Below are 24,148 nucleotides of genomic sequence, written 5' to 3' on the forward strand. Positions count from 1 at the left end.
ATACGAAGGAGAGGACACGATGAAGAAAAGAACATGGATAGCTTCGCTTACCGCAGGGATGTTAGCCTTGCAGCTTGCAATTCCAATGCCGGAAGTACGGGGCGAGCGGACGACGAATGCACCCGTTTCGATTCAAGCCGTACAGGCCCAGTTGCCGGATCAGCCCATCCATAAGTTGGTCGGTGCAAAGGCCAGATATGCACCGAATGAAGAGGTGCAGATGACCTTGACGCTAGACAACCAGATGAACTGGCAGGGGACGCTGCACGTAGAGGTCTACCATATCCAGCATCTGGTTGCGACGGGAACAAAGCCGATTCAGATGGTGGCGAATACGCAGCCGGAGCTGACGTTTACGTGGGAGCCCCCAGGTACCGATTTCCGGGGATATTTGGTCAAGGCTTATGTGGAGGGCAGGGAAGATGAGTTTGTCACTGCCGCGGTTGATGTATCCAGTGACTGGACACGTTATCCACGCTATGGCTATACGACGGAATTCCCGCAAGAATCCCAGCAACAAAGCGATGAGAAGTTCAAGGAACTTTCTCAGGAATATTACCTGAATGGCTATCAGTTCTATGACTGGATGTGGAGGCATGATGTCTCTGTCTATTCAGAAACCGATGCAGAGGGCAAGCCGGTTCTGGATGCAGACGGCAACTTTATCAGTGCTCCGATCGATGAAGAGACGGCTTATATGGACTTGCTCGGTCGATATTTATATCCCCTGACCGTCAAACAGCAGGTTACCTCTGCTCAAAAATACGGTTCTGCCGCGATGGCGTATCAGATGAATTATGCGGCGAGGGAACATTATGAGGATTTTGGCGTGCAGAGAGAATGGGGTCTCTATCGCAAGAATGCGACCTTCCCAAATCCCGATCCGGTCAAGTTTCAGGAAGGCTATTTCTTTGATTGGGTAACGCCGCCGACGGCTCTGTACTTGCAGGACCCGGGCAATCCGGAGTGGCAAGCCTACATTACGAAAGAATTCAACAGAGCGGCCAATGAGTTTGGCTTTGACGGTATGCATCTCGACCAGTGGGGCTGGTGGGATGGCGGCTTCTTGTATGACTATTTCGGCAATGAACGGTATTTCTCTCTCGATTATGATGCACTGATTAATGCGGTGAAGAACGCATTGGAGACGAATAATCCGGAGCAAAGTGATGTCACCTTTAACATGGTAGGGGGCAATGGCGGCTATTCGGAAGTGCCGAAGCCATCCACCCTGACGGACTTTGACTACAGTGAAATCTGGCAAGACATGGACCTTTACCGGGATCTGAAGAAGGTCATTAATGATACGCGCTTAAGCAATGGCGGCAAAGCCATGGTGATTGCGGCATACATGAACTACAAGCAGGCCGCCGGACAGCATTATGATGCGGCCGATGTGCAGGATGTACCCCGCACGGTGGTCTTCCAGTCACGGATTGCCCACATTCCGGGCTGGGTCGGTGACTTTGGCAAAAAGGACGAGGACCAGATTGTCTGGACCGTCGATGCAGCACAAGCCGGTACGGCTGAGTTAAAGCTGGTGTACGGACATGGCAATGACAGCGGATATCCGGAAGGCAGACTGACCGTCAACGGAACGGTAGCCGCCTCACAAATTGCCTTCGATCAGCAAACCGGCTGGGGAAACCCGACAGCCGAAGCCGTTGTATCTGTAGAGCTTCAGGCAGGCAGCAACGAGATCAGGCTACAGCTGAACACCAGTGACAAATGGCTCAATATCGACAGCCTGATGGTGAAGCAGGGTGCGATGGAGCAAATCTATGAAGCCGAATATGCGGAACTGATCAGCTCCAAGATCGACAAGGTGGGCCATGTCTACTACTTCGAGACGGATGGCGATTATGTTTCCTTTCACGTAGAGGCTGATGCGGCAGGGAATTACCCGCTAGTGTTCCATTACGGAATCGAACAGCAACCCGTCATGCGGGAATTGACCGTTAACGGTCAAGCGTATGGCAATCTCTATTTTGAATCCACCGGGGACTGGGAAGCCTTTGAAGCGCTTACTGTACCGGATGTTCCCCTGCAAGCGGGAACGAATACGATCGAGTTGAAGGTCAACGGCATCAATGACCAGGGCATGAAACTGGATGCGCTGCAACTCGGGGCGCAATATTATGAGGCGGAGAATGCAGCGTACGGCTGGAATCCGACACAGCAGGCACAGATCCAAACCCAGGAAGGGACGGTGCTTCGGAATTATGTGACACAGGTGAAGCAGTCGCCGGACTGGATTTCCTTCCCGATTGAAGATGAGCAGGCTGCCAGTGCGGTGCTGAAATATGCGAGTAGCAATACGCCACAGGTGGACGTAACCGTGAACGGGGCCGTATATGGCCAGCCGCTCGATCTGTCTTCGACAGGAGGCTGGGGCAGTGAAGGCAGATGGCAGTTGGAGCCTTTGCCATTCGTCAATGAACCTGGCACCGATACGCTGCGGTTGACGATGAAGAGTAGCGGTCAGTTTATGGATGTGGATGGACTGTTCCTGAATCCACAAGAGGTGTTGGTTTCCGACAGTAGCAAGGTAAGCACACAGGGCACGATGAGTGTGAATGAATCACAGGCGAATACGGATGATTTCAATGGAGCCAATGGCAATGCCATCACCTTCGATGTGGACGCCGCTCAGTCTGGTACACAGACGATCATGCTCTGGTACCGGACCGGTACGGACAATACGACAGGAACCCTGAATGTAAACGGCACGGATATGCCAGTTGCCTTTGCCAACAATGGTTGGTACGGCGGAGACTGGTGGGGAACGGTCGAAGTACAGGCGAATCTGAACGCCGGTAGCAACTCGCTGACCCTGACCCTGGATCGTGCCGATACGTATTTGAATCTGCACGGTGTGGTGGCCGGCCTGAAGCTGGAAGCCGAAGCTGCTGAGACAGGAAAGAACGGGGTACAGACCCAACCAACCTTTATTGGTGATTTTGGTCAGTCCGGAGACGCGGCAACCTTTGCGGTGACCCATGACACGAATGAGACCGTCGCGCTGGACTGGATCTATCAGGCAGACGAAGCCTTGACCTATGAAATAGAGGTGAACGGACAGCTTCAATCGGTCACCTTCCCTGCAACAGACGGTGCTTGGAGCACGCTTACGATGAATCCTTCGTTGATTGCAGGCAGCAATACGATCCTGATGAAGCCGCAGCAGACGTTATCCACCTCCATCAGACTGGATGGCTGGCAGCTTGATGGCAATCAGATCGAAGCGGAAACTGCGTTGCAGCAGGCACAGGGACAAGCGACGACCGCCAGCGAGCCTGGAGAAGTCGGGTATGTCTATGATTTTGCACAAAAAGGGGACTTCCTGAAAGTGAGCACGGACGCTACCTCCACAAGTGGAGTAAAGCTGCTCACCATCTATTATAAAAATGAAGGATTGTCCACGAAGCGAGCCATCTATGTGAATGGCAAAAAGGCAGGCTTGATTACTCTCGAACCAGCAGCAGACTGGACAGCGGTCCAAATGCCGATCTATCTCGATCAGGCAGACAGTGAATCCGTCATCCTGATCAAGCAGGAGCAGGAAGATGCGCAAGCAGTCGCCATCGACCGATTCGAGCTGGAGGGACTGTCTTATGAAGCGGAAGCGGGCACGACAGGCTGGGAACCAGTTGTCGCGCCAGTGGGAGAAATCTCCACATCGCCAGGCAAGACGGATAATCACGGGAATACGGGTCAGACCGTTCGCTTCATGGTAGAGGCGAGAGAAGACTTGGATAAGATGACCTTCACGTATCGCTCCGGCAACAATCCGGTCTTCGATATCCTGGTGGACGGTGAGATTGTGCTGGACGACATCACGTTTGGCGCCACGCCTGGAGGCTGGAACGGAGGCATGGGCGAGAAAACCGTAGACGTACCGCTCACTACAGGAAGCCATACAGTGGATCTGGTGATGGTAACCCAGGGGCAGTATGTGAATCTGGATAGTCTGATTGTCGGAGAGACGGAATATGAAGCAGAGGATGCCCAGTTGTTTCCAGTCGATCACGGAATGACCGTATCGCGGGGTGTAGTAGAAGGCTTCCAGGACGAAGGTGACTTCATCGACTTCACCGTACAGATGGAAGAAGCAGGCACGTACACACTGGACTGGGCCTATTTGAATCAGGCTACTTCAGGCCGGACTGCGGTTCGGACGGTCACCGTCAATGATACATGGACAGAAGAAGTGGTATTCCAGAACGATACGCAGTGGCAATTATTAAGTCAAACCGGTGTCCCGCTCCAGGATGGTCTCAATACGATCACGATTCAGGTTGCAGATCGGGATGATGATGGCGTCAAGCTGGATTACCTGCAAATAGGCACGAAGAAACTGCATGCCGAAAAGGCTGGATTTGTGCCTCCGATGACGATTTACAAAGATGTCATTACGAACTTCGGACACCCGGGTGATGAGGTGACCTTCGATATCGAGCTGGATCGCGCAGGGGAGACCTCGCTGATCTTCACTTATTCGAATGAAGGCGCGACGGCTACACGGACATTGTACATCGATGGAGAGCCTGTGTTGGGTTCCGATGGCAAGCCCGTCAAGATCTGGTTCAGCGCGACCGAGAACAAGGATGCCTTCAATGAAGATATTTACTATATTGTGCCTCACCTCGAAAGCGGCGCCCATGAGGTCACGTTGAAGTATGAGGAAGACGACAAAGGTTCCATCAACCTGAGAAAAATGACCGTTGGATTTTTCGATGAGCCTTCGGTGCGATTGATGGATGCGGGACTGGCTGCGATGGGCGCGACGCATATTGAACTCGGAACCGCTGAGGACATCACGGAAGGGCCGAATATGCTGGCTCATGAGTATTACCCGAACCGCAGCAAAAAAATGACGGCATCTCTGAAGGCCGCCATGAAGGAATACTACAAATTTTTCGCGGCTTATGAAAATATTCTGTTTGACAGCGTGGAAGATACCCAGGCTCAGATAAGTGTCACAGATCGCGACGGACAAATGCTTCCGGTCAGCTCAGACGGATCGAAGCAGTCCCTGTGGACGATTGTACGCGAGAATACGACCAATACTGGTTTTGAACAAGTGGAACTGATTCATCTGATCAACTTGCTTAACAATGATGACAACTGGCGAAATGAAGCGAATGAACCGCAGACCCAGGAACAACTTCGCGTTCGTTATGAGACGGGCATTACCGCTGCAGACGCACCAAATCTGGCAGTGCACGCAGCTACACCGGATCGCAATCAGGGTCTCATGCAGGAGCTGACATTCGTTTGGGAGGGAAGCGAACTGGTCATTGACGTACCGGAGCTATCCTACTGGACGATGCTGGTGCTCGATTATGAACCGGATTCGGTTGCCGTGTCCTCCCTGTTTGATTCCGTCACGCAGCCGGGAAATCCGCGCTCCGGAGGCGGAAGTGACCGGGATGATGATGCGGACCAAGATGGGGATGAAGATGAAGAAGATCTGGAAGAAGAACAGGAAGTCAGGGTGATTCGTGCGGAAGACCTGAAGCCGAATGCGAAAGGAAGAATCGTCATTACCCTTCAGGAGCAGCAGCGCAAGGTACGGATGCCGGCTGAGATCGTTACCGCTTTGTCCGATCGTGAGGAAGTAGAATGGCAAGCCGGGAAACGGACGGTGGTTTTGACCGGCAAGCAGCTCAAGGACATGCTGCGGGCAGGCGGCAATGAACTGCAAGAGAAGACTTCTCTGTTGATGGAGATGAAGCCGGAGACGGGCGCACATGCCGACAAGCTGTCCGTTTCCTTCGGTGGAAAGACGCGCATTCAGCAATTGGATGCATGGTCTGTATCGATGGAACTGGTTCAGGAAGATGGAACGGTAACGGTGGTACAGGAGGATGTGAAGCTGGGGTATCGCTTCGACAATCCGGATGTGACGGGAGCAGACTACCTGATCGGTCTCTACCGTTATGATGACCAGAAGAACAAGTGGCTGTTCACCGCACCATGGAAGGAAGGGCAATCCATGCCTGTCGTGCAAGATACGACCTATGCCTTGCTTCATGTGGAAGTAGCGTATGAAGACTTGCAAGCTGCTGACTGGTCACACGAGGCCGTTCAGGTTCTGTCGGCCAGAGGTATTGTAAACGGAGATACAGCGGGGCGCTTCCTACCAGAGCAGGCCACGACCCGGGCGCAGTTTGCCGTTCTCCTGGCTGGTCTGTTGAACCTGGACACCGGAAAAGCAGGGACTGTGACCGCATTTGACGATGTGGCTACAGACAGCTGGTATGCTGGAGCTGTTCAGGCCGCTAGCGAGGCCGGACTGGTATATGGCCGTGGCGAAGGACAGTTTGACCCGCAAGGCTTATTGACCCGTGAGGAAATGGTGGCGCTCATGGTACGGGCCTGGCATTATGCCAACGCGTCCGAAATGTCCGAACCATTCTCAGAAAAATCGGATACACAAGGGCTCCGTGCACTGTTTTCCGATGGGGATGTGATATCTGACTGGGCACAGTCTGCGATCATGGAAGCGTACCAACTTGGGCTAGTCAAAGGAAATGCGGATGGCACATTTGAGCCGGAAGATCCGTCCAAGCGCAAAGAGGGAGCGCAAATGCTGTATAACTGGATCAGGCAACTGGAAGATAATTAACATTTGGAAAAACGGGAAGAGCTGATGACCACGATGATGGGATCGGCTCTTCCCTGCTCTGTTTCCACGATTTCATGGACAGAATTATGATAGAATAGAGGGACTATTGAAAGCGCTTAGGTGATGCAGAATGTTTCCAATCAACCACTTTCGCCAGCGGATTGCATCCAAGATGATTATAGCCATGCTGCTTGTGATTTTGATTCCGACCTTGCTTACAAGCCTGTCCTTTTACTGGGTGTCTACCCAAACGGTCAAAAACAATGTGAGGCAATCGTCGATTCAAATTATGAAGCAGGCAACGGACTCTCTGTCCTTTGTTATGGATGTGGCCAGCGATACATCAGATTTGCTCTATAGTGACACGAATATTCAGCAGCTGGCCAAAAATGAAGGTCCATGGAATCAAGCCAGTGACCAGGATCGTTTTATGACGGCTACGTTGAATAATCTGGTTTATTCCAGTTCGTTCGTCAAGATGATCTACGTGCTCCGGGAGGAGCAGGACAGCTGGGGGAGCGGGACGTTCTCCCAACCCAAGCTGAATCAGTATACGCTCTCTGAATTTGACTGGGCACAGCGGGCAGGTGAAATGGACGGTGAGCTGGTCTGGAGCGGCTTGCAGTATGACCTGTTCAGCGGTGCTGGCAAGCGAACGGATCTTGTTATTCCCGTTGTACGGGTGCTGAAGGATTTTGAAACCCTGCAAAATCAGGGATATATTATGGTCAATCTCAATGGCAGAGATTTGCTTGAACGCATTGACGCCATTCAACTGGGCCAGTCTGGGACCTTGTTTGTCGTCAATGAGGCGGGAGAATTTATGATTCATGATGATCTGTCCCTGATCAACAAGAAAATTCCCAATACGGAATTGGCAAATTGGGTCATTCAGCGTCCAGAAATCGAATTTGAATTCTCCCATCGTGATATTCCCTATTACGGGGTCAAGCAGAGACTGAGTAATGGCTGGCTGCTGGTCGGGGTCGTGCCGATCCAGGAGATTACCGGTCAGCTTGATCGTCTGCACGAGAATATATGGCGTTCTTTTCTGATCTATACGTTTGCGGCGATCATAATCGGGCTGTTTATCGCCTCTCGCGTCACCAAGCCGATCAAGCAACTGACAAGACAGATGAAGCGAGTGCAAGAGGGGGATCTGACGGTTCGAACCCAGGTCCATACACTGGATGAAATCGGGCTGATGAGCCGGCATTTCAACAAGATGCTCTCCCGCGTCAGTGAATTGATGGAGCAGGTGAAGGAGAATGATCGGAAGAAGCAGGAAGCGGAACTGAGAGCCGTTGTACATCGCATTAATCCGCACTTCCTGTTCAACACGCTCAGTACGATCAGGTGGCTGATCAAGTACAATCAGTCGGAACAGGCTTACAATGGCATCTCGGCCCTAATCAGGCTGCTGGAAGCCAATATGGGCAAGAAGGGCAATTTCATTACATTGGCGGAAGAACTGCAAATTATCGAGAAATACCTGGTGATTCTGGAACTCCGATACAACTTGAAGTTCCATCTCATCCTGGACATCGATGAACGGGCGGAGGATTTCATGATCCCGCGCATGCTGATTCAACCATTAGTGGAAAACGCCATTTTCCACGGCATTGTACCGCGCAATCAGAATGGAGAGATTACCATTCAGGTTCGCAAGCGTCTGGCAGGCATTGAGATGGTCATCACCGATAACGGCATCGGGATGCCTGTTGAAAAGGTAGAGCTGCTGAACGATCCTGAGCAGGCGATCGAGGAAGGATGGCTTGGTATTGGACTGAAGCATGTTTATGAGAGCATGCAGCTTTATTTTGACGGTTCCTCCCGCATTCAGGTGGACAGCCGGGAAGGGGAAGGCACCGAGATCCGGATTCTGCTCATGGCGCGGCAGTCATCCTGATTCAGCTCGCATACAGGCATACAGTTCAAAACATCCAGAGAAAGAGAAGGGGGAATCACTGTGGCTTATCAGGTGCTGATTGTAGATGATGAACCGGTCATCCGTTTCGGGATACGGGCTTCCATTCCATGGGAGCAGCATGGGATGCAGGTGATCGGAGATTGTGCGAATGGAAGTGAGGCATTGGAGCTGCTGCACAACCAGTCGCTTGACATTTTAATTACGGATATCAAAATGCCGGTTATGGACGGATTGGCGCTGACACGGGAGGTCATCGCACGTTATCCCCATGCCAAGGTGATCTTGGTGAGCAGTTACAATGATTTTGATTATGTGCGGGAAGCGATGAGGCTCGGCGCGATGGATTATATTCTGAAGCCGACGCTTGAGCCTGAGGAACTCCTGGAGGTCTTGCACACGTGTATCCGACAGCTGCAGGCAGAGCGCAGCATGCACGATGTCATCGATGCGTATGCCAGCAGCACGAGGCAACTCGAACGGAAGAAAGTCGAACAGCTGCTGAAGCGCAACCTGTTGCAAAAGCAACCGATTGAATCGGCTGCTTCCCTTCCGTCATGGATGGAGACGAAGATGTGGGTCGTGTGCGTGAGACTGGACAGGGTGCACGAAGGCCGGAGCGAGGCGGAAGTCGGGGAACTGGAAAGAACGATTGTTTGGGAAGATCTCGTGGAGACCTTCTATGATCAGCTAGACCGAGGTTATGCCCTGCACATTTCCAGTGAGGAACTGCTGCTGCTGCTTCCTGCTGAATCCGAGGATGCATCGTTCATGGAAAAGCTGAAAGGGGATCTGGAGTCGGTCATCGGCTACAAGCTGACGATGGGAATGGACCAGGCCGATCACGCTGGACAGTTGAATGAAGCCGTTGAACATAGCCGTTTGGCCTGCCAGCGCCGATTTTTTGAAGGGCTGGGTCATATATACCAGCATGAAGTGGAAGCGAAAGCGGTTCAGACAACCCCCCTGAGCAGCCAGGGAGAATCCACTCAGGCAAACCAGCCTGAGTTTGACCGCTTCAAGAGTGAGCTGATGCAGAAAGTTCGCCTGAATGACAATGAGGCCATGCAGTCCTTGCTTCAGACATGGATAAAGACCTGGCAAGCGCTGTCTCATACAGCCTGTTCACATGGGGATGAAATGCGGATCAAGCATGAAGCGTGCGAATTGCTTTCCTTGCAATTTTCCAACCATATGGAATCCGTTCACTTACTGGAGCGGTTTGATGCCATGAAGGAGACGGAAACGATCGAAGATTTTCTGGATACGTTTCTGACTCAGGTAGAGGAATGTCATCGTCTGCTCGATGAGAAGCAGGATCGTCATCCCTCCTATGATTCTCCGATGGAACGGGCGCTGGATTACATTCATGAACATTATCAGCAGGACATTCATTTGCAAGAAGTAGCCGATATTGTTCACATTAGCAAAAATTATTTCTCGATCTTGTTCAAAAAATATACGGAACAAAATTTCATTGATTACGTCATTCAGCTTCGCATCCGAAAAGCGAAGGAACTGCTGGAGCATACCGAATTAAAAGTGTACGAGGTGGCAGAAGCCTCGGGCTTCAATGACGTGAAATATTTCAGCAAGCTGTTTAAGAAAATGACATCCTGTTCGCCCGTTGACTATCGGGAAATTCATCGAGGCAGGTGAAGCCAATGACGCCCATTTCACATACACTTTCAAAAGTGCAAACACTGGGAACATCCCCAAAACCAAGAACACCGGCAACACGGAATACATCGACAACACGGAATACATCGACAACACGGTATACATCGACAACACAGTCACGAGAACCATCGAGAACACCGAGCAAACTCACAATCCTGAAAATACTCACAACCCTGAGCAAACTCACAACCCTGAAGATACTCACAACCCTGAAGATACTCGCAACCCTGAGCAAACTCACAACCCTGAGCAAACTCACAACCCTGAGCAAACTCACAACCCTGAGCAAACTCACAACCCTGAGCAAACTCACAACACTGAGAATACTCAAAACACAGTCACGGGAACCATCGAGTACACCAAAAACACCGAGAACATCTAGTGCACCGCAGGCATTTCATCCATTGCCTGCGCCGCAAAAATCTCGAGTCGTGAAGGGGCTTTTCCTGTGTGTTCTGTGCATGCTGTCGATCGTGCTGCTGAGCGGATGCCTGAATCAGCGAATCATTGAAGATCCCGACGAAGTGAAGAAGCTGCATGAGCAGGAGAATGTGACGTTGGAGCTGTGGCATACGTACAGCGAGGAAGAAACTCGAATCTTTGAGCAGGAGGTTGTCCCCCGCTTTCATGCCTTGCATCCGGATATCCAGATCAAGCCGGTTCGGGTCTCGCATACTCGGGAGCTCAGATCTACCCTGATTGCCCGAGCGACCTCGCACAAGACACCCGATATTATTCGCATGGACATTGTCTGGGTGCCGCAATTTGCTCATCTGGGTGTGCTGTATCCGGTGAGCTCCTTTCCTGATTTCGATGAGGTGAAGCAGTCACTTCATCCGGTTGCCTTGGAGACGAACATGTACGAAGGCGTATACTATGGCATTCCGCTGAATATCAACACAAAAACTGCCGTGTACAACAAACTGCTCCTGAAAACCGCAGGATACAGCGAGCCGCCTGATACGATACAGGAGCTGTTCCAGATTGCAGAACAAAGGAACTATGTCATCGGGATGGCCAGTGTGGAGCCCTGGTACAGTCTGCCTTACTTTTACGCGCTAGGCGGGAAATTGACCGATCCGGATTTCAAGCAGGCCAGCGGCTACTTCAATCATCCTGACAGTGTCCGGGCAATCGATGAAATGGTTCGCCTGCATCAGGCCGGGGTGCTGGGACCCGATATGTTCTCCCGGACGGCGGATTTGTGGGGCGGGATTCTTAGCAATCGCATCTTTATGATTGATGCGGGGCCATGGTTTTTCAGCATTCAGCAGAGCCAGCCTGCGGATCGGTTAAAACTGGACAAGGTGATTTCGGTTCCGTTTCCCAATCAGTCACTCGATACGTCTATTCTGGGCGGGGAAAATCTGGTCATTTCGAAGGGGACTAAATTTGCCGAGGAAGCCTGGACCTTTCTGAAATGGATGGCGGAAGAAGAAGCCCAGATGCTGATGGCAAGCACCGGGATACTGCCTACGCATATGGAGACCGCGGAGAAGCTGCATGAGGATGCTGAGAAAATGTCATATGTGCAATCTTATATGGATGCACTGGATCATGCTTTTCTGAGACCGCCGGTGATTAACTGGGAACAAATTGATGAGGTATATGTGACCTACCTGACTCACATTTTTCAGGGAGAGATGGAAACAGAGGCGGCTCTTACAGAAGCTGCGCAAAAAATGGATCAGTTATTGCAGGTTGAACCGTAGGCCGTTGTCCAGTCTGAAGCGTGGATGATCGGGTTGACAGCGGGTCATGGCACCGTGTTGTTGGCCATGCTTTTTCCAATCGTTTGATTGTATATCTGTGGTTGGCACCCCATATACTTTAAACAGTTGGAGAAAGGAGTGGGCAAATGAAGCATTTTGCTGTCGTGTTTACAGGGCAGGGGACGGAGGAGGCGGCTGCATTTGCGACCGCGCTCAAAAGCGAAGTAGCGCCTGTTTACACGGAGGAAGCGGTTGTCATTAGCTTGCAAAGTTATATGGATCGCAGGGAAGTCCATGTATCATATAAACCGGAATTGCTTGCATGTGATCTGAAGGAGCCATTGAGCCGGGCGTCCGCCTCATTTATGATCGGACATTGCGAGCATGCATTTATAGAGTCGCTCATCCAGCGAATCTGTCAGGAAAAACGATCCGAGGAACGGGTGAAGATGGCGGATTACACGAAACAGCTGATGGAGGAAGAGGATGAGGAAGGCGGCTATGCGTGCCGGGTGAAGCGGTTGTCACAAGAAATATTGCCCCATTTGACGCTTGAGGGACAGCTGAATCTGATTGGACTGTTCCGGTTTCGCTTGCACGGGTATCAGAACGAACTGCGTGAGCTCGCTGAATTTGCGATCGATGAATATGTCATGGAGCGGCAATATCAGGATTTCATTCATTTGCTTAAATATTTCGTATACGTGCAGGAAACGAAGGTCCCGTATGTGCATCTGGTGCATAAGGGAGATTATGAATTTGTACTGCTTGATGAACAGCTGCAGCCGATCAAGTCCAAACAGATGGAGTCGGTGGTCGTCGAGATGCTGGATCAGGATCTGAATTACGAGGATATGATCGTCAGCACGCTGATCCATGTATCCCCGAAGAAAATATACATCCACACGGAAGAGCCGGAGCTTCAGGTCATTCGCACGATCGAGCAGATTTTCGAGTCGCGCACCCATATTTGCAGGGATGCGCCGTTTCCGCTTGAAGCGAAGCGACCGATCCCGCTTCCGTGAAGGGCTCTATGATCAGCCAAGGGATCTGCGATCAGTATGAAGAATGTGTAAACGGGCTTGACAACGGTTCGCAACCGACTATAATTAAGGCAAATAACATGTCAGAAACAATCAACGCGAAGATCAAAGATACCAACTTCTGAAGCGAGCTGTACAGAGAGAGGGAACATGGGCTGCAATTTCCTCCAGTGTCGACAGAGGTTGACCCCTTTGTAGCTGTAATGCGGAACGCTGCCAGCAAGCCTGTAGCAGCCAGTATGCATGACCGGGTTATTTCCGTTATCGAATACCTGAGCAGCATGAGTGTGTCTGATGCTGGAAGCTAGGGTGGAACCGCGGGTTGAACAGACGCCGTCCCTTTTGGGACAGGCGTTTTTTGTTGTTTTCTGAACACTTGATGGAGGGATATGAAATGTCAATTCAAATTACTTTTCCTGATGGCGCTGTAAGGGAATATGATGCCGGGATCACGACAGGTGACATTGCTGGCAGCATCAGCAGCAGTCTGAAGAAAAATGCAATCGCAGGCAAAGTCAATGGCAAGGTCGTTGATCTGGATGCACCGATTATCGAAGACGCCGCATTCGAGATCGTGATGCCAGACAGTGCGGATGGACTGGAAGTCATTCGGCACAGTACCGCGCATTTGATGGCACAGGCGATCAAGCGTCTGTATGGAGACCAGGCGGTTAAACTGGGTATCGGTCCCGTCATTGAGGACGGCTTCTACTATGATATGGACTTGGAGCATTCCATCTCCGTCGAAGAGCTGGACAAGATTGAGAAGGAAATGAACCGCATTGTGAAGGAAAATCTGCCGATTCAGCGCAGAGAGGTAAGCCGCGAAGAAGCGCTGCGCACTTATGAAGAACTGGGCGATCACCTCAAGTTGGAGCTGATCCGTGATCTTCCCGAAGATTCGGTGATCACCATTTACGATCAGGGCGAATTTTTCGACCTGTGTCGAGGCCCACATGTACCATCCACTGGCAAGCTCAAGGTGTTCAAGCTGCAAAGCGTTGCAGGAGCTTACTGGCGGGGCGATTCCAACAACAAGATGCTCCAGCGGATTTATGGCACGGCTTTTCCGAAGAAAGCGGAGCTGGATGAGCATCTGCATCTGCTTGAAGAAGCGAAGAAGCGCGATCACAGACGTCTGGGCAAGGACCTCAAAATTTTCTCGTTTAACCGCGAAGTGGGTCAGGGGCTACCGTTATGGCTGCCCAAGGGTGCCAAGCTTCGACGCATCCTCGAGCGGTATATCGTAGACAAGGAAGAGAAGCTCGGATATCACCATGTCTATACCCCTGTGCTGGCAAACGTGGAACTGTACAAGATCTCCGGTCACTGGGAGCATTATCAGGAAGATATGTTTCCTAAAATGGAAATGGACAATGAGGAACTGGTGCTTCGTCCAATGAACTGTCCGCATCATATGATGGTGTACAAGTCGGACATGCGCAGCTACCGTGAACTGCCAATTCGGATCGCCGAGCTGGGCACCATGCACCGTTATGAGATGTCGGGAGCCTTGACCGGCCTGCACCGGGTAAGAGCTATGACATTGAATGACGCCCATATTTTCTGTAGACCAGACCAGATTAAGCAGGAGTTTGCCAGGGTAGTCAGACTCATTCAGGAAGTGTATGAGGACTTCGGCATCACCGATTATCGTTTCCGTCTCTCGTATCGGGACCCGGAAGACAAGGAGAAATATTTCCAGGATGACGAGATGTGGGAAATGTCCCAGCGCATGCTGAAGGAAGTCGTGGAGGAACTGGACATTCCTTATTATGAAGCAGAGGGAGAAGCTGCATTCTATGGTCCGAAGCTGGATGTGCAGATTCGCACTGCACTGAAGAAGGAAGAGACCTTGTCCACTGCACAGCTGGATTTCCTGCTGCCGGACCGCTTCCAGCTGGAATATGTCGGCGAGGACGGGAACAAGCATCGCCCGGTCGTCATTCACCGCGGAATTATCAGCACGATGGAACGCATGACCGCATTCTTGCTGGAAAACTTTACAGGTGCCTTGCCTGTCTGGCTTTCTCCGGTTCAGGCAAAGGTCATTCCTGTCTCCAATCATTTCGACGACTACGCCCACCAGGTGGTCGAGCAGCTTCAGGAAGCGGGCATCCGGGTAGAAGGTGACTTCCGAAATGAGAAGCTTGGTTACAAGATTCGCGAAGCCCAGCTGGAGAAGCATCCGTTTATGCTTGTCGTTGGTGAAAATGAACGGGAAGCTGGAGGCGTATCGGTGCGTAAACGCGGCGAAGGAGATATCGGGATGCGTGCTGTGGCAGAGTTTGTCGAGATGATCCGGGAAGAAGTCGGCAACAAACAGTATCGCTAACAATCCCTAAGAATCCCTAACAGTCCCTAACAACACGAAAGCCAGAGACGTTCTTCCGTCTCTGGCTTTTTTAACGAATCATGAACATGGGCATCATTTATTTTTTTACAAGCCAACCACATCAGACGTTGTTATTTTTCAGTTTTCCAAAATAAATAAGCCATATCGTGAACAGGGTTAACCCAAGCAGAAATGACAATGATCCGATTAAAAAATATTTTACGCTGTAACTTTGCAGAACAGCGGTTTGAACTTCTACTGAGGGCCTTCCTTTTGAAACATTCTCCAGATACACTTTTGATGAAAACGTATGGGCCCATTTGCTACTGTTGTTGAGAATATAGAAACCATAAATCATAGACAATACCGCGGTAGCAAGTAATCCATATTTTGTAATCTGGTGAGGATTTCCCATCACATTGACCTCCTTAAAATAAAACTGGCAGCACATCGGTGCTGTCAGGTATGAATAACCAGCCAGAGGTGTCCTGAAGACATACAGTATAACCCATCATTTCCTAATAATCGTAAAGAACAATGTAATTATCATACCATATATTATCTCCCCAAACCTCTCACAGGTATAAACGGGTTCCATTGTGGACACGCTCTTATCTAGGAGGGGTGAATCGTATATGCGATTTCTTATTCGACGGGTTCATAACTGGCTCAGTATCAGTATGCTGCTGATGCTCATGATATCCATTAGTATGGTCATGTCCGGGCAGGACAGACATTCGTTGCCGACACCACGATCGGCAGCGCCATTGCCAACCACTCTCTCGACAGAAGAGCAGGTTGAGGCACTTCAGCTTCAGCGGCAAACGGAGTTGTCCGCAGCACCAGCGGAATCGGTCAAGCCGCCGACTTTGTTTCAGACCAGTACCTATGAGCGCAGAGTAGCATCATTGCCACTGATAGAGGAATCTTTACAGCAGGAACAGACAGCATCTGCGGCAAATCAGCCGCTGGAACCGACCGCGGATCAAGATGTACATGCCGAAGAGACGGCACAAGCAATTGAACCGGTCACGCCACAGCAGAAGCAAATAGCTGACGAAAGGGAAGGTTCACACCAAGTGGATCTGGCCGCATGGAGCGATGAGCAGCTGTCTGGTCACTATGAGACCGTGGAGGTTACCGCAACCGGTTATTATGCGGGGATCGAATCGACGGGCAAGGAACCGGGTCATCCGGAGTATGGCATTACTTATTCAGGGGTCAAAGTGAAGCGGGATATCGTTTCGACCATCGCGGCTGATCTGGATATGTTTCCTCTGGGAACCGTGTTGTGGATTCCCGGTTACGGCTATGGGGTCGTGGCCGATATCGGTTCTGCCATTAAGGGGAATGTCATTGACTTGTATTTTCATACAAAAGACGATGTCTTCACACAGTGGGGAAAGAAAACGCTTGATGTCTACGTCATTGAACGAGGCTCTGGAAAGCTGACTGAAGAAATGTTTGAACAGAAAATGAAAACCTATCAGGCGATTTGAGTATCACAATCAATCAAACGTACGCCCGGCGGAAGCCTTACACTTCTGTCCGGGCTTTTTTGCTCTGTATGGCTGTATTTTCATATTGGTGTGAGGGTCGTGTGACATTAATCGCGTCTGCTGTTGATATCCATCAGATTTTGTCAAGAAAAATATAAGTGTTGTAAATGAGCATCCAATTGTTGTTGGATATGTTACAATGGAGGAACCAAAAGTAAACAAAAATAAACATTTGATAAAGTTTAGTGAATATTGTTGAACCTTCCCACTTGTTCGACGATTGTCCGAGACCGGATTTCGACAAGACGGGAGACGGTTCGGTTTAACTTCTCACCAATTTGGGGAATGGGGGAAATTAAATCATGGAGTATTCATCCATTGAGCCAATGAAAGAACCCACTTTTCTGGAGGAAGTATACCGCGACATGATGACGGTTGCCTATGCCAGAATGCGGAATAAAGCGGATGCACTGGATGTCGTCCAGGAATCATGGATCAAGATTCTGCAGCATCTGGATTCGCTTGATCACAAGGAGAAGTTTATCCAGTGGGCAAAGTCCATTGTCAACAAGACCGCCCTGAATATGATCAAACGCAAATCAATGGAGGAAGGCAAGTACCGGTTGATTGCCGACCAGTCACATGGTGGCGAGATGACCATTGAGGAGCATTTGGCGGGTTATGATGTCAGGGAGCAGCTGAAAGAGCTGGACAAGGATCTGCGTATGATGATGGAGTACAAGTATATGTACGGTTACAAGGATCAGGAGATTGCGGACCGGATGGGCATTCCGCTCGGAACGGTCAAGATTCGTCTGTTTCGTTGCAGGGAGAAACTCAAAAAGAAGCTGACGGATCAAAATTGTTAAAGGGCATTACATAAAAGCACGATCACTGAACCATACTAGGTGTTGTGGAAGGGCATGTTCTCTTCCAAGCAGAGTATGGGGAGGTGAACAGACATGGCGAAGAACAACAAAAACAAACAAAACCAACAACCACAACAACAATACAACGCTGAGTTTGCAGAAGAAGTAGCCGCGAAGAATGCAGCGAATGCAGCGAAAGCAAATCAACAGGCTGAAAAGTAATCCGGCCACTCGAAAAAGCATCAAGTCTAATGCGTGTGCCGCCGAATTTGCTCATGAAGCCAATGCGTTGCGTATGTCTTCTCCTGTGTTCACTTTCACAATGTTCAGGCTCACGCAATCGCAGAGAAAGACCGTCTGATGGATGCAAGCATCCCTGTCAGGCGGTCTTTTTTTGCTGTTGAACTCCGTCTGGAGACCGAGAAGAATTCCTACCCCCGCTCCTTTACCCGCCATTTCCAATTGGATACACTGGTGATAGAAGGTTGGGATGAGAGAGAAGAATGCTCGTTCCAGGATAAGCAGGAAGCAGGAAAGGAAGATACAGATGAAACTCTCTTCGCGCATATTTTGGGGACTATTGCTGATTGGGATGGGTGTGGCCTTTTTTCTGGATCAGATCGGATACTGGCATATTAATATCGGTATGCTGTTTGCCGATTTCTGGCCTGTGATTTTGATTTATTATTGTACGATCGGCCTGTTGTCCAGACAGGATGGAGCGAATATGCTGTGGTCTTTGCTGGGGCTGGCGTTCGGGATTTATTTCCTTGGACACAATCTCGGTTACATCCATATGGAATTCAGCCAAATTTATCCGTTGATCTTGCCGGTGGTGCTGATTGTAGTGGGGTTAAGTATTATGCTGAGTCCCAAAAAAAACTGGTCGCACTGGAAAGAGGATCAGCGTTACGAGCAAAATCATGCCCGTTCGGAATGGACGCGATCAAAGGACGAAATGAAAGAACAATGGAGAATGGCCAGAGAAGAACTGCGGAATGAAAAAACGCTCACGGATGAAGAACTGAAGGCGGAGCTGCGCAAGAAGATGGAGGATCTGGAACGTGAAGAACAGAGACTGGCTCGTGGCGAGACGACCGCGACAGACGTAGGCAGCATGCGTGAGGGCAATCATGCTCGGTACGATTCAGATGCGAGGATGGAAGACGACCATGAATACGGCTATATGGATGAGGAACATTACGGAGGATATGGCGGGAGACCGGACAAACGAAAGCCAGTGAATCATAATCAGTTTATCGGTGATTTCACGCTCGGTCATCAATTCTACAGACTGGAGCCGATGAACATCTCTCATTTTGTAGGCGATACGGTCATTGACCTGACAAAGGCTGACATTGCGTACGGGGAGACCAAAATAACCGTCTCTGCTTTTATCGGCGATGTCAAGATCTTTGTCCCGGAGGATACAGATCTCGAACTGAACGTGCACTTTTCTTCTTTCCTCGGAGATATGAAGGTATTTGACCGCAAGGACAGCGGCCTGATGAAGAATATGTCCTATCAGTCTCCTGCCTATGCAGAGGCACCCAAGAAGATTAGAATATCGGCGAGTATGTTTATCGGCGATATCAAGATCAGACAGGTGGGCTAGCTGAGATGATTGTATTGAAGAAGCTGAGACATTCGAAGTGGCAGCTGCTCGTCTCCTTTATGGGAGCCGCCGTGCTGGCTATCGGGATGGCGGGAGCCATGCAGGTATACTGGTATGACGGGGATTTTCTTACTGCGAAACAGATCTGGATCACGGTGCTGGTTGTGCTCCTTGCCCATGCCTTTATCGGATACTTGGTGGCAAGAAGCTACCAGAGACAGCTGGATGAGCTGCAACTGAGTCTGCTACAGATTGAGAAGGGCAGATACAAGACACGGATGAATGCGGCTGGTTGGGGCGGCTATGAAGATGCCAGTGAATCGTTCAATCGGATGGCTGCGGCTTTGGAGCAGCGGATGAAATTGCTGCAAATCATCGGAGAAGAGCGTACAATGAAGGAACAGACGCAGGAGATGGCCGTCCTGGAAGAGAGGAAGAGACTGGCACGGGATTTGCATGATACCGTGAGTCAGCAACTGTTTGCGATCCACATGTCGGCCTCTTCCCTCATCCGCATTCTCGAACACAATCCGCAGGCTGCGAGACAGGTCATGGAGCAGTTGACGGAGATGTCGCATTCAGCCCAGAAACAGATGAGGGGCTTTATTGCACAGCTGAGACCGATGGAGCTGGAGGATCGAACCCTGGGCGAAGCGTTGCAGTCGTGGTTTCCGGACTATTGCAGACAGAATGAGCTGCAGGGCAGCCTGGATATTCAGATGGATGAACCGGTATCTGAATCGATCGAGCATCAGGTTTTTTTCATCATTCAGGAGGCGATGGCCAACATTGTCAAGCATGCTGAAGCCAAGCATGCGGTATTGTATCTGCGCAGTGACCGACATCGTCTGCTGATGAATCTGACGGATGACGGAAAGGGATTCACAGCGCAGGAGACGGTCGGCTCCTATGGATTGAATAATATGAAGGAACGGGCAGAAAAGCTGGGCGGACATATTGAGATCGTCAGTCATGGAGGAGCAGGCACGAAAATCGTCATGCGCATTCCATTGTTCGCAAACGAAGCGGACAGCCAGCCGGATCGGTCAGAAGGAGAGGAGGAGCGTCAAGCATGAGCGACAGGATTCGTCTGTTTTTAGTCGACGATCATGACATGGTTCGTGCCGGACTGAAGACCTATTTCATGGTAGAGCCGGATGTAGAGATCGCGGGAGAAGCAAGCAGCGGTGCGGATGCCATTCAGCAGCTGGCTGCGTTGTCCGATGCCGATTTTCCGGATGTGATTCTGATGGATTTGATGATGAAGGGCATGAACGGGGTGGAAGCCACGCAGCAGGTGCTCCGTCAACATCCCAAAGCGAGTATTGTCATTCTGACAAGCTTTCTGGAGGACGAGAAGGTGGTGGAGGCGATAGAGGCAGGTGCGCTCACCTATGTGATGAAAACCGTGTCCTCTGGGGAGCTCGTTGAAGTCGTGAGACGGGCCAGCAGAGGTGAGCAGATGATGGGATCGGAAGTTTCCCAGGCTTTGACTCGTGGTATTCGCCACCGACTGACTCATCAGGAGCATGAAGAACTGACCCCGCGAGAGAAGGAAGTGCTGCTCTTGATTGCCGAGGGGAAAACGAACAAGGAAATATCGGAGGAACTACATATCAGTATCAAAACGGTCAAAACCCATGTCAGCAATTTACTTATGAAATGTCAGCTGGAGGATCGTACGCAGCTCGCGGTATTTGCCCATCGAAAAGGTTGGGCAGGCTCATCGTGATGCATGGCGAATGTTTAAAATGAGAAGGCGAGGCTCATCCTATGGAAAAAACCAAAGGAGAGCCTTTTTATGTATCCGATCTCATCTACCATCGAAAACAGGCAAGATCGCTATATGGCCATTCATGAGGCCTTGAAGCAGCAAGGCTTTTCCCTCGGAGGCAACTGGGACTACGCGCATGGCTGTTTTGACCGGGCGCTGGAAGAAGGACAGAAGGTATGGCTTCGCATCCCGTTTCAAGTGGTCTCCGGTACGTTCGACGGATTGCAGGACGATCCGGATGCGCAGATTCAGCTGGGGACACCGTATGTGCTGAAGCATGTCTATCAGGAGGGACTGGACGGGGAAGCCCGTATCCGAACCTATGGGGCCATGCTCGATCAGTTTCAGGCTCCGGTGGATGCGGATGCGGAGGTAGAGAAGAAATGGATCGATAGCGCGGAGAAACTGCTAGCCCGCATTGAACAGGCATTTGTATAAAGTTTTAACTCCTTTTTAGCTGGAATTAAGGTTCTATTAAGGTTAAAGGTGCAAGATATAGATATCGCACATGAACACTTCCAGTCATGCATGCATGTGAAAGGATACATGAAAAAGGAGGCTGTATTTCGATGAACGATTCCAATAAACCTCGCAATCCATATGATGATTTTTTCAAAAATGATGCCCGTGACGCTTCTTCCGAAAATGAGCAGCAACCCGATCGCTCCCGGGATGAAGATGACGCGTCTCCACCTGCCGAGCGCCCTGAGCGTACGGTAAGTACGTATTACGCATACGGGCCTTATCGGTCCAAGGAAGATGCCATTCCGGTACAGGATGCGTCTACTGAATCCACCGCTCCTGACCAGACCCCTGTCTTGATGGACGCCGGTTCTGCCGAGCAGACTTCCTCCGCGAATCGAACCTGGCGCGTACAGCAGAAGCCTGCCAGATCCTCCGGGATCAAGCGTATGTTTGCCAGTTTTCTTGCGGGTGCAGTGGTTGTGAGCGGCCTGATGTTTGCGGCAGACCGAACCAATCTGTTTACCGATGATCCGGTGCAAATGCAGGCTGCGTCCTCACAAGGTCAGTCCACAACTACACCTGGTATTTCCCAGACGGCTTTTAACGGCAATGTCAGCCCGGATTCATTCTCCGGTATTGTCAATCAGGCCAGTCCGGCTGTTGTGAAGATTGAGACGTACGCGTCCCAGTCTTCGAATGCAAGTCCGTTTTCCAATGATGACTTTTTCCGATATTTCTTCGGGGATCAATATGTGCAGCCGGATAACAACAATGGAAACGGTCAGAAAAGACCGGCGGGCATGGGTTCCGGGTTTATCTTTGAAGAATCCGGTTATGTGCTGACCAATGAGCATGTCGTAGGCGGCGCGGATGAGATTTATGTGGAAATTCAAGGCCACAAGGAACCGTATAAGGCGGAACTGCTCGGATCGGATTTTGATCTGGATCTGGCTGTTCTGAAAATTGAGTCAGATAAAGCATTTCCAACGCTGAAAATGGGTGATTCCGCCTCCCTGAATGTAGGAGATTGGGTGGTGGCGATCGGGAATCCGGTCGGCTTTGACCATACCGTTAGTGTAGGGGTACTCAGTCAGAGAGAGCGGGAGATCTCGATCCCGGATGGAAACAGACAACGCAATTATGAACATTTGCTGCAAACGGATGCTTCTATTAACCCAGGTAACTCAGGCGGCCCGCTGCTTAATTTGCAGGGAGAAGTCATTGGAGTGAATACGGCAGTCAGCACAGATGCCCAGGGAATTGGCTTTGCCATTCCAACAAGTACGATCCTGGATGTCGTGGAGAAGCTGAAGACCAATGAAACCATTCCGAAGCCGTACATTGGCGTCTATTTGACAGATATTGAACCAGCTTATTTGGAGAGCTACAATCTGGAAAGCACAGACGGCTCCTTCGTCACGCAACTGGAGCGTGGCGGCCCGGCTGCCAAGGCAGGTATCCAGCCTGGAGATGTTGTAGTTGAAGTAGATGGCAAGAAGGTAAAGAACACGGAAGAATTGATCGACATCATCTCCAGCAAGGACGTCGGTGACAAGGTGAACATGGTCATCATTCGGGACGGCAAACAGCTCGAAGCTGTCGTGATGATCGGCGATCGTAGTCAGTCTTGATTACCGTATTGATGATACGCCGCACACTGTACAAGGCGCGGGGAAGGCGCGGTAAAGACGAAGTGAGAGAAATTGATTGATGTGAATAGAGAAATAGATTGATGTGAATAGAGAAATAGATCGATGTGAACAGAGAAATAGATGGATGAAGGAGGCAAAAGCAAGGGTGCTTTTGCCTCTTTGGTTTTTTTTCGAGGCGCATTTTGTTATGATACAGCTAATTAGAAAATGGCGAAAACGGGATAGGCAGATATGAGGCAGGGGAGGCAGAGAGCAGGATGAGGGAACGAATTCTGGTGGTGGATGATGATGAGAAAATTACGTCTTTACTAAGGCGCAGTCTGGCCTTTGAAGGCTATCAGGTAGATATTGCGTCCAACGGGCAGGAAGGATTGGGCAAGCTGCTGGAGATTGAGGTCGATCTCGTCATTCTGGATGTGATGATGCCGAAGCTGGACGGCTGGGAGGTATGCCAGCGCATTCGCGAGAGCGGCATCCATGTGCCGATTCTGATGCTGACCGCGAAAGACGAGATAGACGATCGTGTCAAAGGGCTCGACCTTGGCTCTGATGATTATGTCGTCAAGCCGTTTTCCCTCGATGAACTGTTGGCCCGCGTAAGGGCGTTGCTGCGCCGCAAGCAGCGGGAAGACCAGGATTCATCGACCGTGATTCAGTTCAAGGACGTGTCCATGCACCTCGATGCGAGGGAGGTTTTTCGCGGGGATCACCGAATAGAGCTGACGACCAAGGAATATGAGCTGCTGAAGCTGTTTTTGCAAAATCCGAATCGCGTGCTTCCGAGAGATGTCATTATGGAACAGATATGGGGTTTTGACTATAGCGGTGAGTCTAATGTGCTGGAGGTTTATATTAATCTCCTGCGACAAAAAACAGAAGAGCACGGTTTCCCCCGAATTATTCAGACCGTGCGGGGAGCAGGTTACGTATTAAGGGGTGAATAAGC

At 50.5% G+C, this 24,148-nt stretch carries 16 protein-coding genes and 1 pseudogene; 16 read left to right on the top strand and 1 reads right to left on the bottom strand.

Annotation, left to right across the window (positions count from 1 at the left end; translation table 11 throughout):
- Positions 1-19 precede the first annotated feature (19 nt).
- From ACFSUC_RS06890 to thrS, 7 genes are all read left to right on the top strand, one after another.
- Entirely contained in the window at positions 20-6,631 is a 6,612-nt protein-coding gene (locus tag ACFSUC_RS06890) for a glycoside hydrolase family 66 protein (RefSeq protein WP_379928783.1), read from the top strand.
- 130 nt (positions 6,632-6,761) lie between these two features.
- Positions 6,762-8,540: a sensor histidine kinase gene (locus tag ACFSUC_RS06895; RefSeq protein ID WP_379928784.1), complete on the top strand. Its 1,779-nt coding sequence runs from the start codon at positions 6,762-6,764 to the stop codon at positions 8,538-8,540.
- 60 nt (positions 8,541-8,600) lie between these two features.
- The gene (locus ACFSUC_RS06900) at positions 8,601-10,217 is read left to right on the top strand and encodes a response regulator (protein ID WP_379928785.1); all 1,617 of its coding nucleotides are present in this window, start codon (positions 8,601-8,603) and stop codon (positions 10,215-10,217) included.
- A complete protein-coding gene (locus tag ACFSUC_RS06905; RefSeq protein WP_379928786.1) occupies positions 10,186-10,620 on the top strand; it encodes a hypothetical protein in 435 nt (144 codons plus the stop codon). Before ACFSUC_RS06900 ends, ACFSUC_RS06905 begins: the two co-directional genes overlap by 32 nt.
- Before the next feature lie 79 nt (positions 10,621-10,699).
- Positions 10,700-11,950, top strand: a complete 1,251-nt coding sequence (locus tag ACFSUC_RS06910) for an extracellular solute-binding protein (RefSeq protein ID WP_379928788.1) — start codon at positions 10,700-10,702, stop codon at positions 11,948-11,950.
- 146 nt (positions 11,951-12,096) lie between these two features.
- Positions 12,097-12,975, top strand: coding sequence for a sporulation protein YtxC (gene ytxC, locus ACFSUC_RS06915; protein WP_379928789.1), 879 nt, complete (start codon positions 12,097-12,099; stop codon positions 12,973-12,975).
- 412 nt (positions 12,976-13,387) lie between these two features.
- Complete coding sequence (gene thrS / locus ACFSUC_RS06920; protein ID WP_379928790.1) at positions 13,388-15,328, top strand: threonine--tRNA ligase; 1,941 nt, start codon at positions 13,388-13,390, stop codon at positions 15,326-15,328.
- Between the two features lie 121 nt (positions 15,329-15,449).
- Here the strand turns inward: thrS and ACFSUC_RS06925 are convergent, their stop codons facing one another.
- Positions 15,450-15,743 carry a hypothetical protein gene (locus tag ACFSUC_RS06925; RefSeq protein ID WP_379928791.1) on the bottom strand — a complete coding sequence of 98 codons (294 nt, stop codon included), beginning with the start codon at positions 15,741-15,743 and terminating at the stop codon, positions 15,450-15,452.
- A 715-nt stretch (positions 15,744-16,458) separates the two neighbouring features.
- Here ACFSUC_RS06925 and ACFSUC_RS06930 point away from each other — a divergent pair.
- The 9 genes and pseudogenes from ACFSUC_RS06930 to ACFSUC_RS06970 all read left to right on the top strand — a co-directional run.
- Positions 16,459-16,827: pseudogene (locus tag ACFSUC_RS06930) on the top strand (3D domain-containing protein); the annotation flags it as partial.
- 362 nt (positions 16,828-17,189) lie between these two features.
- Complete coding sequence (locus tag ACFSUC_RS06935) at positions 17,190-17,696, top strand: RNA polymerase sigma factor (RefSeq protein WP_379928792.1); 507 nt, start codon at positions 17,190-17,192, stop codon at positions 17,694-17,696.
- Between the two features lie 93 nt (positions 17,697-17,789).
- Positions 17,790-17,918 carry a hypothetical protein gene (locus ACFSUC_RS06940; RefSeq protein WP_379928794.1) on the top strand — a complete coding sequence of 43 codons (129 nt, stop codon included), beginning with the start codon at positions 17,790-17,792 and terminating at the stop codon, positions 17,916-17,918.
- Between the two features lie 325 nt (positions 17,919-18,243).
- On the top strand, positions 18,244-19,311 hold the full coding sequence (liaF, locus tag ACFSUC_RS06945; protein ID WP_379928795.1) for a cell wall-active antibiotics response protein LiaF: 1,068 nt from the start codon (positions 18,244-18,246) through the stop codon (positions 19,309-19,311).
- 5 nt (positions 19,312-19,316) lie between these two features.
- Entirely contained in the window at positions 19,317-20,387 is a 1,071-nt protein-coding gene (locus tag ACFSUC_RS06950) for a sensor histidine kinase (RefSeq protein ID WP_379928796.1), read from the top strand.
- The gene (locus tag ACFSUC_RS06955) at positions 20,384-21,043 is read left to right on the top strand and encodes a response regulator (protein ID WP_379928797.1); all 660 of its coding nucleotides are present in this window, start codon (positions 20,384-20,386) and stop codon (positions 21,041-21,043) included. The genes ACFSUC_RS06950 and ACFSUC_RS06955 overlap by 4 nt, the downstream gene beginning before the upstream one ends.
- A gap of 69 nt (positions 21,044-21,112) precedes the next feature.
- Entirely contained in the window at positions 21,113-21,523 is a 411-nt protein-coding gene (locus ACFSUC_RS06960; protein ID WP_379928798.1) for a YugN family protein, read from the top strand.
- Between the two features lie 131 nt (positions 21,524-21,654).
- Entirely contained in the window at positions 21,655-23,181 is a 1,527-nt protein-coding gene (locus tag ACFSUC_RS06965; RefSeq protein WP_379928799.1) for a S1C family serine protease, read from the top strand.
- Between the two features lie 278 nt (positions 23,182-23,459).
- Entirely contained in the window at positions 23,460-24,146 is a 687-nt protein-coding gene (locus ACFSUC_RS06970) for a response regulator transcription factor (RefSeq protein ID WP_379928800.1), read from the top strand.
- Positions 24,147-24,148 lie beyond the last annotated feature (2 nt).

The sequence above is a fragment of the Marinicrinis sediminis genome (genome assembly GCF_042685085.1).
Classification (GTDB): domain Bacteria; phylum Bacillota; class Bacilli; order Paenibacillales; family KCTC-33676; genus Marinicrinis; species Marinicrinis sediminis.

Excerpts from the sequence above, each read along its gene's own strand:
- ACFSUC_RS06895 (WP_379928784.1), top strand. The coding sequence starts at position 6,762 with ATGTTTCCAATCAACCACTTTCGCCAGCGGATTGCATCCAAGATGATT.
- ACFSUC_RS06965 (WP_379928799.1), top strand. The coding sequence starts at position 21,655 with ATGAACGATTCCAATAAACCTCGCAATCCATATGATGATTTTTTCAAA.
- ytxC (WP_379928789.1), top strand. The coding sequence starts at position 12,097 with ATGAAGCATTTTGCTGTCGTGTTTACAGGGCAGGGGACGGAGGAGGCG.
- ACFSUC_RS06960 (WP_379928798.1), top strand. The coding sequence starts at position 21,113 with ATGTATCCGATCTCATCTACCATCGAAAACAGGCAAGATCGCTATATG.
- ACFSUC_RS06940 (WP_379928794.1), top strand. The coding sequence starts at position 17,790 with ATGGCGAAGAACAACAAAAACAAACAAAACCAACAACCACAACAACAA.
- ACFSUC_RS06950 (WP_379928796.1), top strand. The coding sequence starts at position 19,317 with ATGATTGTATTGAAGAAGCTGAGACATTCGAAGTGGCAGCTGCTCGTC.
- thrS (WP_379928790.1), top strand. The coding sequence starts at position 13,388 with ATGTCAATTCAAATTACTTTTCCTGATGGCGCTGTAAGGGAATATGAT.
- ACFSUC_RS06970 (WP_379928800.1), top strand. The coding sequence starts at position 23,460 with ATGAGGGAACGAATTCTGGTGGTGGATGATGATGAGAAAATTACGTCT.
- ACFSUC_RS06935 (WP_379928792.1), top strand. The coding sequence starts at position 17,190 with ATGGAGTATTCATCCATTGAGCCAATGAAAGAACCCACTTTTCTGGAG.
- ACFSUC_RS06925 (WP_379928791.1), bottom strand. The coding sequence starts at position 15,743 with ATGGGAAATCCTCACCAGATTACAAAATATGGATTACTTGCTACCGCG.
- liaF (WP_379928795.1), top strand. The coding sequence starts at position 18,244 with ATGAAACTCTCTTCGCGCATATTTTGGGGACTATTGCTGATTGGGATG.
- ACFSUC_RS06910 (WP_379928788.1), top strand. The coding sequence starts at position 10,700 with ATGCTGTCGATCGTGCTGCTGAGCGGATGCCTGAATCAGCGAATCATT.
- ACFSUC_RS06955 (WP_379928797.1), top strand. The coding sequence starts at position 20,384 with ATGAGCGACAGGATTCGTCTGTTTTTAGTCGACGATCATGACATGGTT.
- ACFSUC_RS06890 (WP_379928783.1), top strand. The coding sequence starts at position 20 with ATGAAGAAAAGAACATGGATAGCTTCGCTTACCGCAGGGATGTTAGCC.